Genomic DNA, 17057 nt, shown 5'->3' on the forward strand with positions numbered 1-17057 from the left:
AACAAAGGAAATAAGATGTTAAGTATAAAAAATTTGCAGGTCGCCGTTGAAGACAAAGCGATCCTGCGCGGGCTGGATCTGGAGGTTCGCCCCGGCGAAGTGCACGCCATTATGGGCCCAAACGGCTCCGGGAAAAGTACGCTCTCCGCTACGCTGGCCGGGCGTGAAGACTATGAAGTGACCGGCGGCAGCGTGGCGTTTAAAGGCAAGGATTTACTGGAACTCTCCCCTGAAGATCGTGCCGGTGAAGGCATCTTTATGGCCTTCCAGTATCCGGTGGAAATTCCCGGCGTCAGCAATCAGTTTTTCCTGCAAACCGCGCTCAACGCCGTGCGCAGCTATCGTGGCCAGGAGCAGCTTGACCGTTTTGACTTCCAGGACCTGATGGAAGACAAAATAAAGCTGCTGAAGATGCCGGAGGATCTGCTGACCCGCTCGGTTAACGTCGGCTTCTCCGGCGGCGAGAAAAAGCGCAACGATATCCTGCAGATGGCGGTGCTGGAACCGGAGCTGTGCATCCTGGACGAGTCCGATTCCGGGCTGGATATCGACGCGCTGAAGATTGTCTCTGACGGCGTCAACTCCCTGCGCGACGGCAAGCGCTCTTTTATTATCGTCACCCACTATCAGCGCATTCTCGATTATATCAAGCCGGATTACGTCCACGTGCTGTACCAGGGGCGAATCGTCAAATCCGGCGATTTTACTCTGGTCAAACAACTGGAGGAGCAGGGCTATGGCTGGCTTACCGAACAGCAGTAACGCGCTGCAGCAGTGGCACCATCTGTTTGAGTCCCAAAGCGGGCAGCGCAGCCCGCAGGCGCATCAGCACCTGCAACAGCTGCTGCGCCTGGGGTTGCCAACGCGTAAACACGAAAACTGGAAATATACCCCGCTGGACGCGCTACTAAATCAGACCTTTGTCGCCGCTCAGCCGCAGACGCTGACGGCGGCCCGGCGCGACGAACTGGCGCTAACGGTAGAGGCATGGCGGCTGGTGTTTGTTGATGGTCAGTTTAGCGCGAGCCTGAGCGACGATCTGGCCGCCAGCGGCTATGAAGTGCAGGTGGATAACGAGCGTCAGCAGCTGCCTGACGCCGTTCAGCCCGAAGTGTTTCTGCATTTGACCGAAAGCCTGGCGACCACCGTTACCCATATTCGGGTCAGGCGCAACCAGCGCCCGGATAAACCGCTGCTGATTATGCACCTGACGCGCGGGCTGGCGAGCGATGAAATGAACACCGCCCACTATCGCCACCATCTGGCGCTGGAGAGCGGCGCGCAGGCGACCATCATCGAACACTATCTGAGCCTTAACGATGAGCGCCACTTTACCGGCGCAAGGCTGACGATGACCGTGGCGGATAACGCCCACCTGCAGCATATCAAGCTGGCGTTTGAGAACGCGCAAAGCTACCACTTTGCCCATAACGACCTGGCGCTCGGGCGCGACGCCTCCGCTTTTAGCAGCAGTTTTCTGCTCGGTAGCTCGGTGCTGCGCCACCACACCAGCACGCAGTTGAAGGGGGAAAACAGCACCCTGCGGATTAACTCGCTGGCGATGCCGGTCAACGGCGAAGTCTGCGACAGTCGCACCTGGCTCGATCATCAGGTTGGGTACTGTAACAGCCGCCAGCTGCATAAAACCATCGTCAACGATAAAGGGCGGGCGGTGTTTAATGGCCTGATTAACGTCGCGCAGCATGCGATCAAAACCGACGGCCAGATGACCAACAACAACCTGCTGCTGGGCCGCTTATCCGAAGTGGATACCAAACCGCAGCTGGAGATTTACGCTGACGACGTGAAGTGCAGCCACGGGGCGACCATCGGGCGTATTGATGACGAACAGCTGTTTTATCTGCGCTCGCGCGGCATTACGCAGCAGGCGGCGCAGCAGATGATTCTTTACGCCTTTGCCGCGGAGCTCACGGAAGCGATCGACGATGAGGCGCTCAGGCAGCAGATACTGGCGCGTATAGGCCAGCGTTTGCCGGGAGGTAAGGCATGACATTTTCTGTGGAACGCGTGCGCGCGGATTTCCCGCTTCTCAATCGCGAGGTTAATGGCCAGCCGCTGGCCTACCTCGACAGCGCCGCCAGCGCGCAGAAGCCGGAGGCGGTGATTAACGCCGAGGCGGAATTTTACCGCCACGGCTATGCGGCGGTGCATCGCGGCATTCATACCCTCAGCGCGGAAGCTACGGCGAGCATGGAGCAGGTGCGCCAGCGGGCGGCGACGTTCCTCAACGCCCGCTCGGCGGAGGAACTGGTGTTTGTTCGCGGCACCACGGAAGGCATTAACCTCGTAGCGAACAGCTGGGGAAACGCCAACGTCGGCGCGGGCGACAACATCATCGTCAGCGCGATGGAGCATCACGCCAATATCGTGCCGTGGCAGATGCTGTGCGCCAGAGTGGGGGCGCAGCTGCGGGTGATCCCGCTGAATCAGGACGGTACGCTGCAGCTGGATGCGATCCCCGGCCTGTTTGACGAGCGTACCCGCCTGCTGGCCATTACCCAGGTATCGAACGTGCTGGGAACCGAAAATCCCATCGCCGCTCTGACGGCGTTGGCCCATCAGCACGGCGCCAAAGTGCTGGTGGACGGCGCGCAGGCGGTGATGCACCATCCGGTGGACGTGCAGGCGCTGGAGTGCGACTTTTACGCCTTCTCCGCCCACAAGCTGTACGGTCCCACCGGCATCGGCGTGCTCTACGTCACGCAGGACATTTTGCAGGAGATGGCGCCGTGGGAAGGGGGCGGGTCGATGATCGCCACGGTCAGCCTGACGGAAGGCACGACCTGGGCAAAAGCGCCGTGGCGCTTCGAGGCGGGAACGCCGAATACCGGCGGCATCATCGGGCTGGGCGCGGCGCTGGATTACGTCAGCGCGCTGGGGCTGACGCACATCGCGGAATATGAACAGACCCTGATGCGCTACGCGCTGCAGGCGCTGGAGAACGTGGCGGATTTAACCCTTTACGGCCCGCAAGATCGCCTGGGAGCGATCGCCTTTAATCTCGGCAAACATCATGCTTATGATGTCGGCAGCTTCCTCGATAACTACGGTATTGCGGTGCGGACCGGGCACCACTGCGCCATGCCGCTGATGGCGTTCTACGGCGTGCCGGCCATGTGTCGGGCATCGCTGGCGATGTACAATACGACGGAGGAGGTGGACCGACTGGTAGCGGGGCTACAGCGGATCCACAAATTATTAAGCTAAAGGAAGCAACTATGGCGGCGTTACCGGACAGAGACAAACTGCTGCGCAACTTTAGCCGTTGTGCAAACTGGGAAGAGAAGTATCTCTATATTATTGAACTGGGTCAGCGCCTGGCGCCGCTGAGCCCGGAGGAACACACCGCGCAGAACATCATTCAGGGCTGCCAGAGCCAGGTGTGGATCGTGATGACGCAGGAGCAGAGCGGCGCGATTGCGCTTCGCGGCGACAGCGATGCGGCCATCGTCAAAGGCCTTATCGCTGTGGTGTTTATCCTCTATGACCAGATGACGGCCAAAGATATCACCGCGTTTGATGTGCGTCCGTGGTTTGAAAAAATGGCCCTGACGCAGCACCTTACCCCCTCGCGGTCGCAAGGACTGGAAGCCATGATCCGCGCAATTCGCGCGAAAGCAGCAAATCTTAGCTAGAATAAAACAGTAGATTTCATTCTGTTATGCACGACGGGAGGCTCGCCTCCCGTCGTGCATAACAGGCTTGGCGTTTTATCAGCGAAAGAAGGAATCTCAGTATGAAACGCGCTTCTCTTATCACCATTGCCCTTCTGAGCGCCCTCAGCGCGTCCCACGCCGCCTGGGCCGTTGATTATCCCCTTCCTCCTGCCAACAGTCGTCTGATTGGTGAGAACCAGTTCTGGACGGTACAGGAGGGTGACCGCAACCTGCAGGCGATTGCCCGTCGTTTTGATACGGCGGCGATGCTGATCCTTGAAGCGAACGATACCATTGCGCCGGTGCAGCCTAAACCGGGTACTCAGGTGCTGATACCTTCGCAGATGCTGCTGCCGGACGTGCCGCGCGAGGGCATCGTCGTCAACCTGGCCGAGCTGCGTCTGTACTACTTCCCGCCGGGCGTCAATCAGGTGCAGGTCTATCCCCTGGGGATTGGTCAGCAGGGGCTGGAGACGCCGGAGATGACGACCCGCATAGGGCAGAAAATCCCGAACCCCACCTGGACGCCGACGGCGGGCATCCGCGCCCGTTCGCTGGAGAAGGGGATTAAACTGCCGCCGGTCGTGCCCGCAGGGCCGAATAACCCGCTAGGCCGCTATGCGCTCCGCCTGGCATACGGTAACGGTGAATATCTGATTCATGGCACCAGCGCGCCGGACAGCGTGGGTCTGCGCGTCAGCTCCGGCTGTATGCGCATGAACGCGGCGGATATCCAGTCTTTATTCAATCAGGTGAAAAGCGGGACGCCGGTACGGATTATCAACCAGCCGGTCAAGTTCGCCGTGGAGCCGGACGGTAAGCGCTATGTTGAAGTTCATCGCCCGTTGACGCCGGATGAGGCCAGCAATGCGCAGACCATGGCCTATACGCTTCCGGCGGAGTTTCATCAATTCTCGGGGGATAAAGCGGTTGATGAGGCGCAGCTTAAACGCGCGCTGACCCGGCGGGCAGGATATCCGGTGGTGGTATCGGCTAGCGGAAGCACCGCGTCGAGCCTGTCGGTACAGAATAATACGCCGGTAGATGAAGCGAAAAGGGTGCAGTAGGCGGGAAAAGGTAAGGCAAAAAAAATGGCGCACAATGTGCGCCATTTTTATTACACAGATACTATTACTTGCGGTATTTAGTAGCTGCGTTGTCCAGACGCTGGTTAGCGCGAGCTGCGTCATCTTTAGCAGCCTGAACGTCGGAACGCATTGCGTTCACGTCGTTGCTCAGCTGGTCAACTTTAGCGTTCAGAGTCTGAACGTCAGAAGACAGCTGATCGATTTTAGCATTGCTGGAGCAACCAGCCAGCAGAGTAGAACCCAGGATTACCGCGCCCAGTACCAGTTTAGTACGATTCATTATTAATACCCTCTAGATTGAGTTAATCTCCATGTAGCGTTACAAGTATTACACAAACTTTTTTGTGATGAGAATATTTTTTTACCTGAATGCACTTATTTTTGATCGTTCGCTCAAAGAAGCATCGAAATCATCACGTAACTTTAAAAAGGCGAGTGAAAACAGCGCGCTTCCATCGGATTCATCTTAGATAATCTCGCATTAAATAGTAAATTCCGATTTGCATTTTTATTAATAGCGGCTAGTGCCAGAATAAAAAAAAGCGCCCCGAAGAGGCGCTTTTAAAGGAAATACTAATTAACCTGTAAATTATTACAGCACGTGCACGGAAGCGGTATTGGTGGTTCCGCTCGGGACCAACGCGCCGGAGACCATAACAACCACGTCGCCTTTACGCGCCAGGCCGCTCTGCAGCGCCAGCTCTTTACCCTGGATATAGAAGGCATCGGTAGAAGAGATATCTTCAACCAGCTGCGCCACAACGCCTTTGCTCAGCACCAGCTGACGCGCGGTCGTTTCATTGGTGGTCAGCGCCAGGATGGTGGCATCCGGGAAGTATTTACGTACGGCGCGCGCGGATTTACCGCCCTGGGTTGCCACAACGATCAGCGGCGCTTCCAGTTTTTCAGCCGTTTCAACCGCACCGCGGCAAACCGCTTCGGTGATGCGCAGCTTACGGTTGTCGTTGTTGTATTCAAGACGGCTGGTCATCACGCGGTCGGTACGCTCGCAGATGGTCGCCATGATGGTGACCGCTTCCAGCGGGTATTTACCTTTTGCGGATTCGCCGGACAGCATAACTGCGTCGGTGCCGTCGAGGATGGCGTTAGCCACGTCGCCTGCTTCCGCACGGGTCGGACGCGGGTTTTTGATCATAGAATCCAGCATCTGAGTCGCGGTGATAACGACTTTACGCGCGCGGATACATTTTTCGATCATCATCTTCTGCGCGAAGATCACTTCTTCAACCGGGATTTCAACGCCCAGGTCGCCACGCGCAACCATGATGCCGTCAGAGGCTTCGAGGATCTCGTCGAAGTTGTTCAGGCCTTCCTGGTTTTCAATTTTGGAGATGATCTGGATCTTCTCGCCGCCGTGGGCTTTCAGGTGTTCACGGATTTCAACAACGTCAGAACGCTTACGGATAAAGGAGGCCGCAACAAAGTCAACGCCCTGTTCGCAACCGAAGATCAGGTCCTGCTTGTCTTTTTCGGCCAGCGCCGGCAGAGCGATAGACACGCCCGGCAGGTTAACGCCTTTGTTCTCGCCAAGGTCGCCGTTGTTCAGTACTTTACAAACAACTTTGTTGCCTTCGATAGCGGTGACTTCCATACCGATCAGACCATCGTCAACCAGTACGGTGTTGCCGACGCTCAGGTCGCTGGTGAAACCTTCATAGGTCACCGCAACGATTTCGTTATTACCGACAACGGATTTGTCGGTGGTGAAGGTAAAGGTCTGGCCCGCTTTCAGAGAAACGTCGTTGCCGCCTTCCAGCTTAATGGTACGGATTTCCGGACCTTTGGTATCCAGAAGGATTGCCGCTTTCTTACCGGTTTTACTCATCACATTGCGCAGGTTCTGGATGCGCTGACCGTGTTCCGCGTAATCACCGTGAGAGAAGTTCAGACGCATAACGTTCATGCCAGCGTCCAGCATTTTGGTCAACATCTCTTCGGATTCGGTTTTCGGACCGATGGTGCAAACAATTTTGGTCTTTTTCATGACAGTTTAATCTTTAAGTTGTGAAGGATAGGGATGGGGAATCTGACTCCGTGGGCGCACTGCCGCAGAGTTAAACCTGTATTACGAAAGTTGCTATGCCACGCTCTAAGGATAGGTGACAACAAAAGAGCGTGCAGAAGAATGTGTGCTGGCGGTTCAGCCCATGAAAAGAGGCAACGTGTTATGCGTTTAGTCATGCAATCCAATGCGCTGAAACCATTCAATAAGAATTTGTTGGGCATTATACGTTGCCAAATCCAAAAAAGAAAATGAAAACCATGTTTCATTTCTATAGTTATATACTTAACAAAATGCAAACTAATCCTACGCTTATGCGCAACACATTTTTTCATCACCTGACAAGATAAAGAGGGCGGAAACGCGGGTTTATTCACAAGTTTGCCAGGGAAAAGCGGTCTCTGAGGCACAAACGCGGAGCTGGTTTGATTTACTCAGGAAATATATCAATAATGATTTGATTGATAATGAAAAATTGAGAGTGAAATAGAATGGGAAACACAGCCAAAGATGAGGCGCTGTATCAGGAAATGTGCCGCGTAGTGGGCAAAGTCGTGCTGGAGATGCGCGACCTGGGTCAGGAGCCAAAGCATATCGTTATCGCCGGCGTGGTGCGTACCGCCCTGGCGAACCCGAAAATCAAACGTTCCGCGCTGACGCAGGAAGCGATGGAGAAGGTGGTCCATGCGCTTTCCGGAAACTAGCCGCCGCCGGGCGTTTCCCGCGCGCTTCAGGAAATCACAAAGCGAATAACCGCCTTGACGGCAATATCGCAGTGGTGGGCGACCATCGCTTCATCATCAATAGCCGGCATCGGATCGTCCAGGTAGAGGCTGCTGAACGTATAAAAGTTTGATACCTGGTAGAAGCTAAAGCTACTGATTAATCGATGCACATCGCGCGCTTCCAGCCCTGCCTGAAACACCCCTTGCTGCTGCCCGCGCTGAAGAATATCTTCCAGGATCGACAGGGCGGTGCGGTTCAGCGGTTTCAGCTGACCTGAACTTTTCAGCCATTTCCCGCGCTGCATGTTTTCCATACAGATCACCCGCATATAGTCAGCGTGCGTGGCGTGATAGCGCACGCTCCACTTCACCAGCTGCACCAGCGCCTCTACCGGCGGTACGTTTTCCAGCCCGAGCTGCTGCTCGGTTTCGCGGATCCTCGCGTAGACGTGCTGCAGCACGGCCTGATAAAGCAGCTCTTTGGTCTTGAAGTAGTAGACCACCATGCGTTTGGTGGTCTGCGCTTCGGTGGCGATTTGCTCCATCCGCGCGCCCGACAGTCCATGCTCGGCGAAAACGGTAATGGCGGCGGCGAAGATCCGCTCTTTCAGAGACTGCGCTTCATCATGAGCAACGACGGACATAACGGCTCCTTTTCTTGAGATGCAAAAAATACACATATTGATCACAATTTTGCAACCAATCATGGCGCATTTGAACCAAATGATACATATTCAGGTCACTAAGTCAGCTAATGACCCGAGGACTCTATGTTGCGTTCCATCGCCACCGTCTCGATCTCCGGTACCTTACCCGAAAAGCTCCATGCCATCGCAGCGGCGGGCTATCAGGGCGTCGAAATCTTCGAAAACGATCTGCTCTATTATACCGGTACGCCGGCCGATATCCGCCACCTGGCGGCAGATTTAGGGCTAAAAATCACGCTTTTTCAACCATTTCGTGATTTTGAAGGCGCCAGCCGCGCCCAGTTTGCCGCCAACATGGAACGCGCCAGGCGCAAATTTGCGCTTATGCACGAGCTGGGCTGCGACACCCTGCTGCTGTGCAGCAACGTTCAGCCGGACTGTTCCGCCGACGTCGACCTGCAGGTCGCCGACTTACGCGCCCTTGCTGCGCTGGCGGAGCAGGAACACATCACGATTGGCTACGAGGCGCTGGCCTGGGGCACCCACGTCAACCGCTGGCATCAGGCGTGGGCGCGGGTCAAAAGCGTCGATAGCCCGGCGCTGGGCATCGTGCTCGACAGTTTCCACGTGCTGGCGCGCGGCGATACGCTGGCGCAGCTGGCGGACGTGCCGCTGGAAAAAATCACCTTTGTACAGATGGCCGACGCGCCGCTGATGAAAATGGATATCCTCGAATGGAGCCGTCACTTCCGTTGTTTTCCCGGCCAGGGGCAGCTGCCGCTGGTGGAGTTTGCCTGCGATCTTACCCGCCGCGGCTACTGCGGCCCCTGGTCGCTGGAGATCTTTAACGACAGCTTCCGCGCATCGCCCAACGGCGCGACGGCGAAAGATGGCTATCGCTCGCTGCTGTGGCTGGAAGAGCAGGTCCGTCAGCGGCTGCCGGAAAGCCGGGCGCCGCTGTTTTCCTCCGCTGAACTGCCCCTCTACGCCGGGCTGGAGTTTATCGAGTTTGCCGCCACGCCGGCGCAGGCGGGCGAACTCGGACACAGGCTGACGCAGCTCGGCTTTGCCGAAGAGGGGACGCATCGCTCAAAACGCGTCGCCCTCTGGCGCAACGGCGGGGCGAGGGTGGTGGTTAACGCCCAGCCGCATAGCTGGGCCGATCATTTTTACCAGCGTCACGGGGTTTCCCTCTGCGCCATGGCGCTGCGCGTCAGCCAGAGCGCGGCGATCGGGGAACGCGCCCGTGCCTTAGGCTACGCCACCTGGCAGGGCGATGCCGGGCCGAACGAAAGCCCCATCCCGGCGGTTTGCGCCCCGGACGGCAGCCTTATTTATCTGATTGAGATGGGGGACGATATCTACACCCGTGATTTTCATCTGCGCGCGGACGTCACGCCGCGCAACGATTATCGGGGTATCGATCACCTGGCACTCGGCATGGAAGCGGACAGCCGCGATAACTGGATTATCTTTTTCCGCACCGTATTCGGCTTTACGCTCGAACATGAGCAGACCCTGCCCGATCCTTACGGGCTGGTGCGCAGCCTGGCGGTGCGCAGTCCGCAGGGCGACATTCGTCTCGCGCTCAATATTTCGCAAAGCCGCGCCACGCAAATTGCCCGTTCGGTAGCCTGTTATCAGGGAGCAGGTTTACAGCACGCGGCGTTTGCCTGCCACGATTTACCCTCCACGCTCGCCAGCCTGGCTCCGGTTGCGGTCAACGCGCTGCCGATCCCGGCGAACTACTATGAAGATCTGTCGGCCCGTTTTGGCGAGGATGTTCAGGTCAACCTGCTGAAGAATCATCAAATTCTTTACGATCGTGACGGAAGCGGCGGTGAATTCCTGCACCTATATACCCGCCCGTTTTCTGCCGGACGCTTTTTCTTTGAACTGACCGAGCGGCGCAACGGTTACGCACTTTATGGTGCTGTAAATGCAGCTGTACGCTTGTCAGCAATGCAGTACACCTAGTAATGTAGCAAATGGTTCACAACCCAACGTCGCAAACACAATAACAACATCCGGCTGTACCCTATGACAGGAAACGACTATGAACTCTTATAGCCATAATCACACGACGGCCGCCGCCGCGTCCGGCGCGCGGCCTTCCCGGCGGCGTATCGGTATCCTTGCGCTGCTGGCGGTCGGCACCATGATCAACTATCTCGACCGCACGGTGCTGGGGATTGCCGCGCCGCAGCTGACCGCAGAGCTGGGTATTGATGCCGCGATGATGGGCATCGTATTCTCCGCCTTTGCCTGGACCTACGCGCTGGCGCAGATCCCCGGCGGCATCTTCCTTGACCGCTTCGGTAATAAAGTCACCTATTTTCTGGCGCTGACCCTGTGGTCGCTATTCACCCTGTTCCACGGCCTGGCGGTCGGCCTGAAAACCCTGCTGCTGTGCCGTTTTGGCCTCGGCGTCAGCGAAGCCCCCTGTTTCCCGGTGAACAGCCGGGTGGTGAGCGCCTGGTTCCCGCAGCAGGAGCGCGCCAAGGCGACGGCGGTCTATACCGTCGGCGAATATCTCGGGCTGGCCTGTTTTGCGCCGCTGCTGTTCTGGATAATGGGCAGCTTTGGCTGGCGCGCGCTGTTTATTAGCGTCGGCGCCGCCGGCGTGATGTTCGCGCTGGTGTGGTGGCGCTGCTATCGCGAGCCGCATGAGGATAAACACCTCAATCAGCTGGAGCGCGAGCACATCGTCAACGGCGGCGGAATGTCCACCGGCGCAGAGCAGCATACCGCCTTTAGCTGGCCGCTGATCCGCCAGCTGCTGGCGAAACGGCAGATTCTCGGCGCCAGCATCGGGCAGTTTGCCGGTAATACGGTGCTGGTCTTCTTCCTGACCTGGTTTCCAACCTATCTGGCCACCGAGCGCCATATGCCGTGGATTAAGGTCGGCTTCTTCGCCATCATGCCGTTTCTGGCGGCGGCGGGCGGCGTGATGTTCGGCGGCTGGGTCTCCGATAAGCTGCTGAAGGCCACCGGCTCGGCGAACCTCGGGCGTAAGCTGCCGATCATTGCCGGTCTGCTAATGGCGAGCACCATTATCTCCGCCAACTGGCTGACCAGCGATCTGGCGGTGATTCTGGTGATGTCTTTCGCCTTTTTTGGTCAGGGGATGGTCGGGCTGGGCTGGACGTTGATCTCCGACATCGCGCCGAAAGGCCTTGGCGGTCTGACCGGCGGCCTGTTTAACTTCTGCGCTAACCTCGCAGGGATCCTGACGCCGCTGATTATCGGTTTCATTGTTGCCGCCTCCGGCAACTTCTTTTACGCGCTGATTTATATCGGCGGCGCAGCGCTGCTGGGCGTGGCGGCTTATGTCTTTATTCTGGGCGATGTCAAGCGTATCGAACTTTCGCAGTAACGTGATGCAGTCGTTGTTAAAGGAGCAGGGAATGGTGATTAGTGGAAATACGCGGCTGATAGCGCATCTTGGCTATCCGACCGCGAAGTTTAAAGCGCCGATGATTTACAACCCGTGGTTGGCTCATCAGCAGGTTGACGCCAAAGTGGTGCCGATGGGCGTCAAGCCTGAGGATTACGCCGCCTTTGTGCCGATGCTGTTTAAGATGACCAATATTATTGGCGCGCTGGTCACCATGCCGCACAAAATCGCCACCTGCGGGCTGGTGCAGCATCTTAGCCCAACGGCGGCGATAGCGGGCGCCTGTAACGCGATCCGTCCCGAAGCCGACGGCACGCTGAGCGGCGATATGTTTGACGGCGAAGGCTTTGTCCTCGGTATCACGCGTAAAGGTTTCCAGACGCGAGGGGCGCGGGCGCTGGTGGTGGGCAGCGGCGGCGTCGGCTCGGCCATTGCCGCATCGCTGGCGGCGGCGGGCGTCAGCGCCCTGACGCTGTACGATATCTGTTCGCAGACGGCGGAAGCGCTGGCCGGGCGTCTGCTTGAGCACTATCCTCGGCTGGACATTACGCTGATGCAGCGCGATCCGCAGGGGCACGATCTGGTGGTTAACGCCACGCCGCTGGGGATGAAAGAGGGCGATCCGCTGCCGCTGGACCCGCAGCGCCTGACGCCGGGCACCTTTGTCGGTGAAGTGGTTATGGCCCAGGAGTTCACTCCGCTACTGCAGGCGGCGCAGGCGGCGGGCTGCCCCATTCAGCGCGGCACCGACATGCTGTTTGAAATGATCCCGGCCTATCTGCGCTTCTTTAACCTGCCGGTGGCAACGCCGGAACAGCTGCGCGAACTGGCGGAAATTCGCTACTGAAATGATCTGAACCTGCGTTATTATAGCGCTGTATTTATGACTATATAGCGATGGTTCTTATGACTCCCTCCCTAGCGCTGCTGGCGGCGGGAAGCCTGAAAAGCGCTTTCATTCCGCTGCTGGCGGGCTTTCAGCAACAGACCGGCATCCCGGTCGAGGTCCATTTTGGTCCGGCAGGGCTGCTGCGCGAGCGCATTGAGGGCGGAGAGCCGTGCTCGGTGTTCGCCTCGGCCAATAGCCAACATCCGCAGGCGCTACGTCAGGCCGGGCTGGCCGGGGCGTGCTATCTGTTCGCCCGGAATCAGCTGATGCTGACCGCCCGCCGCGGCGCAACAACCGAGACGCGAGAGTGGTTGGCGCTGCTCAGCGACCCGGACTTACGCCTGGCAACCTCAACGCCGGGCTGCGACCCTTCAGGCGACTACACCTGGCAGCTTTTCTCCCACATTGAAGAGCGCTGTCCCGGCGTCGGTGCCGCCATCATGGCGCGCGCGCGGCCGCTGGTAGGCGGCCGAGACTCGCTGCCGGTGCCGGCGGGAGAAATCGCCGGGGCGTGGCTGATCCGTGAAAACTTAACCGACCTGTTTATCGGCTATGCTCACTATGCCGCGCAGATGGCGGCGTGCAGCGATCTGCGCACGCTGCTTATTCCGCCGGTGTGGAATGTTCGCTGCGACTACCTGCTGGCGCAGATTGAACAGAGCGCCGGGGCGCAGCGGCTGTGCCGCTTTATCCTCGGCGCGGAGGGGCAGCGCTTACTGAAAAACGCCGGTTTTTTGCCTATCAACGACGAATCGTAAACTGCGGAGCCAGCAGCGGCAGCGCCGACCCGGGAGGATGGACTTTGCGTACCGCTAAACCATACGCGCGCTGAAGATTCGCTTCCGTCAGCACGGCGGCTGATTCTCCCGCCAGCCATTCACCGTCGGGCAGCAGCAGCAAGGTCTGGTTCGCCACCTGCAGGGCGTGGGTCGGATCGTGCGTGGTAAACAGCACCGTCCGCTTCTGGCGATGGGCCAGGTCGCTGATGAGCTGCAGCACCAGCTGCTGATTGGCCAGATCCAGCGCCGAGCAGGGTTCATCCAGCAGGATATTCTGGCTGGCGCCCACCAGCGCCCTGGCGATAAGCACCAGCTGCTGCTGGCCGCCGGACAGCGCGCAAAACACCTTGTCGGCCAGCGCCGCGATCCCCAGCTGCGCCAGCGCCTTCTGCACCTCACATTCGTCTTGCGCTGTTGGCTGAGCGAACAGATTAACGTGGCGCGCCCGTCCCATCAGCACCACGTCGCGCACCTGCCAGCCAAAAGCCGGGCGAAAATGCTGCGGCACGATGGCGAGACCGCCCGTGCAGGTAAACCCACCGCCGATCGGCGTCAGTACCCCGGTCAGGGTATCGAGCAGAGTGCTTTTGCCGCGGCCGTTAGCGCCGAGCACCGCCCAGATATCGCCGGAACGGCACTGCAGGTTCAGCGGGGCGAACAGCGGTCGGTTATGGCCGTAGAGCAGGTTGCTTAACTGTAGGGAAAGGGTCATCAGCGCGCGCCTGTGCGTCGCGACTGCACCAGCAGCCAGGTGAACAGCGGCGCGCCAAGCAGCGCGGTGATGATTCCAATGGGGATTTCGGCCTGGATCAGCGTGCGGGCGAGGTCATCGACGACGATCATAAAACCGCCGCCGAGCCAGAAGGCGGTAGGGAGAAGACGCCGGTGGTCGGCGCCGGCCAGCAGCCGCGCCAGATGCGGGATCACCAGCCCGACCCACGCGATGCTGCCGCTGACCGCCACCTGAGCGGCGACCAGCACCGCGCAGCACACCAGTACCCCGCGACGCAGCCCGGTCACCGCAACCCCGAGACCGCGGGCATCTTTCTCCTCCAGCGCCAGCAGGTTAATCCGCCAGCGGAGCTTAAACAGCACCATCGCGGCGCAGGCTACCGGTAGCGCCATCAGCAGGACTTTGTGCCAGCTGGCGGTGGCGAAGCTGCCGAGCAGCCAGAAAACAATATTCGGCAGCGTCTCTTCGCTATCGGCCAGGTACTGCATCAGGCTCACCAGGGCGGCAAAAAAGCCGCTGAGGATAATGCCTGAGAGGATCAGCACCAGGGTGCTTTCGCGCCCCTGCAGCGCGGCTATCAGATAGACCAGCATCAGCGCGGCAAGGCCGAAGAGAAAGGTCGAGGCCATCATCAGCGTGGCGTTCAGCCCCAGCAGAATCGCCAGCGTCCCGCCGAAGGCGGAACCGGAGGTGACGCCGATGATATGCGGGTCCACCAGCGGATTCTGGAACACGCCCTGTAAGGTGGCCCCGCACAGCCCCAGCGCGCCGCCGGCCAGCAGCGCCATCACGATCCTCGGCAGCCGCACCGACCACACCACCTGGCCGGCGACGCCGTCGAGGGGAGAAAGATGCGCCAGCTGGCGAAAAACTTCCGCCAGGCTTAACGGATACTGCCCGAGGCAGAGTGAAGCGATTGCAATCACGATCGTCACCAGCGCGAGGGTACATTGCAGCAGGGCCGGATGACGATGACTACGCATCCGGCGTCCACTTCACGCGGTAGAAACGCTGATAGTACTCCCGCGCCTTCGCCTCGACATCGACGCTGTTGTAGCGTGAGGGGTAGAGTTTTTTCGCCATCCACAGCTCGCCGATCGCCAGCGCCTCCGGCATCGGGTAGCCCCAGGCCTTGGCGTATTCCGGCATCAGCCACACGCGGTGATTTTTGACCGCGTCAATGCTCTGCCACTGCGGGTCGTTTTGTATCTGTTTGACCACCTCCGGGTAGCGGTCCTGCACGAAAATCACCTGCGGATCCCACTGCAGCACCTGCTCCAGCGAGACCTGGCGCGCGCCCTTTACGCTGGCGGCGGCAACGTTCAGCGCCCCGGCGTGCTTCATCATCAGGCCGGTATATTTGCCCGAGCCGTAGGTGTTGAGGTCCGGATTGGCCATATATACCCGCACCCGCTCGTTTTGCGGAATATCGGCAACCGGCGCGTTAGCCAGCCTGCGCGCGCTGAAGGTGTATTGAATCAGCGCTTCGGCCTGAGCCTGACGCCCGACCACTTCGCCAATCAGGCGGATCCCCTGTTTCAGCCCCTCGTTATAGGCCTGCTCTTCATCGGCCATCATCGGGTTCATTTTGTTTTTCTCACCCGCGGCATCCTGGCGCAGAGAGACCGCCACCACCGGGATCCCGGCGTCCTGGATCTGCTGGATCATCGCCGGCGGCGCGTAGTTGGCAACGAACACCACCTGGGGATGCAGCGCCAGCAGGCTCTCGATATTGACCTGCGTCAGATCGCCCGGCATCGGTAGTGTCTCAATAGCCGGCATAAAGCGCGCAAACTGCGGGCCAAGCTGCTTTTTCCAGCTGCTCATGACGCCGACGACGTTGTCAGCGGCGTTAAGCTGCACCAGCAGGTTTAAGGTCTGATGCTGGAGCACCACGGCGCGGGTGACGTGGTCGGGGAGGGTGACTTCACGACCCAGCTGGTCGGTGAGGGTGCGGTCGGCAAAGGCCTGACCGGCAAACAGGCAGGCGCTTAACAGCGCCATAGCAAAGAAAACGCGCGGATGTCTGGACATGATGGGCTCAGCGGCAAAGGAAGAATCGCTGTATATTAAAATATATAACGAAGTCGGACGCAATGGCTGGCGGGCGATTTACCCCCTATGGACAAGGTTATTGGTAAAACACCTCTTCATCGGACATCCGTTCTTCTATGCGGGCAGCGACCTTCTGCAGCGAGGCGAGGTACTTTTGCGCCGCCTGGTCAATGGTCATGGCTTTAGCCATATAGACCAGGTTCAGGCAGCCGATAACCCGCTGCTGGCGGCGAATGGGGACGGCAATGGAAGCGATTTTCTCCTCCTGCTGCCAGCCGCGAAAGTTTTCGCCGTAGCCGTTTTGCCGGGTGCGTGCGAGGATGGCGGCCAGTTTTTCCGGCTCGCGCGCCAGCTGATACTCCGCTTCCGGTCGGGCGGCCAGCATCTCAACAATCGGGCTTCGTTCGTGTTCCGGCGCGAAGGCCAGCCAAGTTAATCCCGAAGCGGTCAGCAGCAGCGGCAGGCGGCGGCCGACCATCGCCCGGTGGAAGGAGAGGCGGCTGAAGCGGTGGGTGGTTTCGCGCACCACCATCGCATCGACGTCCAGGGTGGTGATGTCGGTCGGCCATAAAACCTCGCGCAGCAGTTCGCCAAGCAGCGGCGTGGCGAGGGCAGAAATCCAATGTTCGTCACGAAATCCCTCACTTAACTGACGCACTTTAATCGTCAGGCGAAAGCTGTCATCGGAGCGGCTGCGGCGCACGTAACCCTCGTCCTGCAGCGTTTCCAGCAGCCGCCTGACGGTCGTGCGATGCAGGCCGCTAAACTCGGCCAGGGTGCCGACCGTCGCGCCTCCGTCGAATTTATTTAACAAATTTAATAACAATAATCCGCGGCTCAATCCGCGCACCGTTTTGTAATCTGCCGAAGCGTTTTCGTTCATGCGTCCTCAATAAAAATCATTATAAACAATCATGTGCACCTGGTGCTCATCCGGTAATGTTTTGATTGTAGCGCAAATCACCGACCCTATACTGACCTCACAATAAAAATAAATTCACATTTAGTTAACAAATTGCCCTGCTGAAGGTTGTGCGGTGACGG

17 protein-coding genes are annotated in these 17057 nt (G+C 58.6%); 10 read left to right on the forward strand and 7 right to left on the reverse strand.

What is annotated here, in order from left to right:
* The first annotated feature begins 15 nt into the window (after nt 1-15).
* The 5 genes from sufC (at nt 16) to ABLU88_RS08385 (ending at nt 4744) form a co-directional block, all read left to right on the forward strand.
* Nucleotides 16-762 carry a Fe-S cluster assembly ATPase SufC gene (gene sufC / locus ABLU88_RS08365; RefSeq protein WP_004851743.1) on the forward strand — a complete coding sequence of 249 codons (747 nt, stop codon included), beginning with the start codon at nt 16-18 and terminating at the stop codon, nt 760-762.
* Nucleotides 737-2011, forward strand: coding sequence for a Fe-S cluster assembly protein SufD (gene sufD / locus ABLU88_RS08370; RefSeq protein WP_025108211.1), 1275 nt, complete (start codon nt 737-739; stop codon nt 2009-2011). Before sufC ends, sufD begins: the two co-directional genes overlap by 26 nt.
* A complete protein-coding gene (gene sufS, locus ABLU88_RS08375) occupies nt 2008-3228 on the forward strand; it encodes a cysteine desulfurase SufS (RefSeq protein WP_025108210.1) in 1221 nt (406 codons plus the stop codon). Before sufD ends, sufS begins: the two co-directional genes overlap by 4 nt.
* Before the next feature lie 11 nt (nt 3229-3239).
* Nucleotides 3240-3656: a cysteine desulfuration protein SufE gene (sufE, locus tag ABLU88_RS08380; protein ID WP_004851737.1), complete on the forward strand. Its 417-nt coding sequence runs from the start codon at nt 3240-3242 to the stop codon at nt 3654-3656.
* A gap of 101 nt (nt 3657-3757) precedes the next feature.
* Nucleotides 3758-4744, forward strand: a complete 987-nt coding sequence (locus tag ABLU88_RS08385; protein ID WP_004851735.1) for a L,D-transpeptidase family protein — start codon at nt 3758-3760, stop codon at nt 4742-4744.
* A 64-nt stretch (nt 4745-4808) separates the two neighbouring features.
* Here ABLU88_RS08385 and lpp read toward each other — a convergent pair whose 3' ends face one another.
* Nucleotides 4809-5045 carry a murein lipoprotein Lpp gene (gene lpp, locus ABLU88_RS08390; protein ID WP_003029373.1) on the reverse strand — a complete coding sequence of 79 codons (237 nt, stop codon included), beginning with the start codon at nt 5043-5045 and terminating at the stop codon, nt 4809-4811.
* 312 nt (nt 5046-5357) lie between these two features.
* Nucleotides 5358-6770 (reverse strand): pyruvate kinase PykF, encoded by a 1413-nt coding sequence (gene pykF, locus ABLU88_RS08395; RefSeq protein ID WP_004119183.1) that lies wholly within the window; start codon nt 6768-6770, stop codon nt 5358-5360.
* A gap of 509 nt (nt 6771-7279) precedes the next feature.
* On the opposite strand from pykF, the gene fumD reads away from it, so the two are divergent.
* Nucleotides 7280-7492, forward strand: coding sequence for a fumarate hydratase FumD (fumD, locus tag ABLU88_RS08400; RefSeq protein WP_004851729.1), 213 nt, complete (start codon nt 7280-7282; stop codon nt 7490-7492).
* Between the two features lie 26 nt (nt 7493-7518).
* On the opposite strand, the gene ABLU88_RS08405 is transcribed toward fumD, so the two are convergent.
* A complete protein-coding gene (locus ABLU88_RS08405; protein WP_014229708.1) occupies nt 7519-8157 on the reverse strand; it encodes a TetR/AcrR family transcriptional regulator in 639 nt (212 codons plus the stop codon).
* Between the two features lie 126 nt (nt 8158-8283).
* Between ABLU88_RS08405 and ABLU88_RS08410 the strand changes: the two genes are divergently transcribed.
* The 4 genes from ABLU88_RS08410 (at nt 8284) to ABLU88_RS08425 (ending at nt 13204) form a co-directional block, all read left to right on the forward strand.
* Nucleotides 8284-10137 (forward strand): TIM barrel protein, encoded by a 1854-nt coding sequence (locus tag ABLU88_RS08410; RefSeq protein WP_348836298.1) that lies wholly within the window; start codon nt 8284-8286, stop codon nt 10135-10137.
* 79 nt (nt 10138-10216) lie between these two features.
* Nucleotides 10217-11536 (forward strand): MFS transporter, encoded by a 1320-nt coding sequence (locus ABLU88_RS08415; RefSeq protein ID WP_048262468.1) that lies wholly within the window; start codon nt 10217-10219, stop codon nt 11534-11536.
* A 31-nt stretch (nt 11537-11567) separates the two neighbouring features.
* A complete protein-coding gene (locus tag ABLU88_RS08420) occupies nt 11568-12404 on the forward strand; it encodes a hypothetical protein (RefSeq protein WP_025108207.1) in 837 nt (278 codons plus the stop codon).
* Between the two features lie 59 nt (nt 12405-12463).
* Complete coding sequence (locus ABLU88_RS08425) at nt 12464-13204, forward strand: substrate-binding domain-containing protein (protein WP_348836300.1); 741 nt, start codon at nt 12464-12466, stop codon at nt 13202-13204.
* On the opposite strand, the gene ABLU88_RS08430 is transcribed toward ABLU88_RS08425, so the two are convergent.
* From ABLU88_RS08430 to ABLU88_RS08445, 4 genes are all read right to left on the reverse strand, one after another.
* Entirely contained in the window at nt 13188-13937 is a 750-nt protein-coding gene (locus tag ABLU88_RS08430) for an ABC transporter ATP-binding protein (protein ID WP_154904508.1), read from the reverse strand. The two genes, ABLU88_RS08425 and ABLU88_RS08430, sit on opposite strands and share 17 nt — an antisense overlap.
* Complete coding sequence (locus tag ABLU88_RS08435) at nt 13937-14941, reverse strand: iron ABC transporter permease (RefSeq protein ID WP_049080133.1); 1005 nt, start codon at nt 14939-14941, stop codon at nt 13937-13939. Before ABLU88_RS08435 ends, ABLU88_RS08430 begins: the two co-directional genes overlap by 1 nt.
* Nucleotides 14934-15992 (reverse strand): ABC transporter substrate-binding protein, encoded by a 1059-nt coding sequence (locus tag ABLU88_RS08440; RefSeq protein ID WP_134898243.1) that lies wholly within the window; start codon nt 15990-15992, stop codon nt 14934-14936. The genes ABLU88_RS08435 and ABLU88_RS08440 overlap by 8 nt, the downstream gene beginning before the upstream one ends.
* A 97-nt stretch (nt 15993-16089) precedes the next feature.
* Nucleotides 16090-16896 (reverse strand): DNA-binding transcriptional regulator, encoded by an 807-nt coding sequence (locus tag ABLU88_RS08445; RefSeq protein ID WP_134898241.1) that lies wholly within the window; start codon nt 16894-16896, stop codon nt 16090-16092.
* Between the last annotated feature and the right edge of the window lie 161 nt (nt 16897-17057).

The sequence above is a fragment of the Klebsiella sp. GW_Kp182 genome, from assembly GCF_040062275.1.
Taxonomy (GTDB): domain Bacteria; phylum Pseudomonadota; class Gammaproteobacteria; order Enterobacterales; family Enterobacteriaceae; genus Klebsiella; species Klebsiella michiganensis.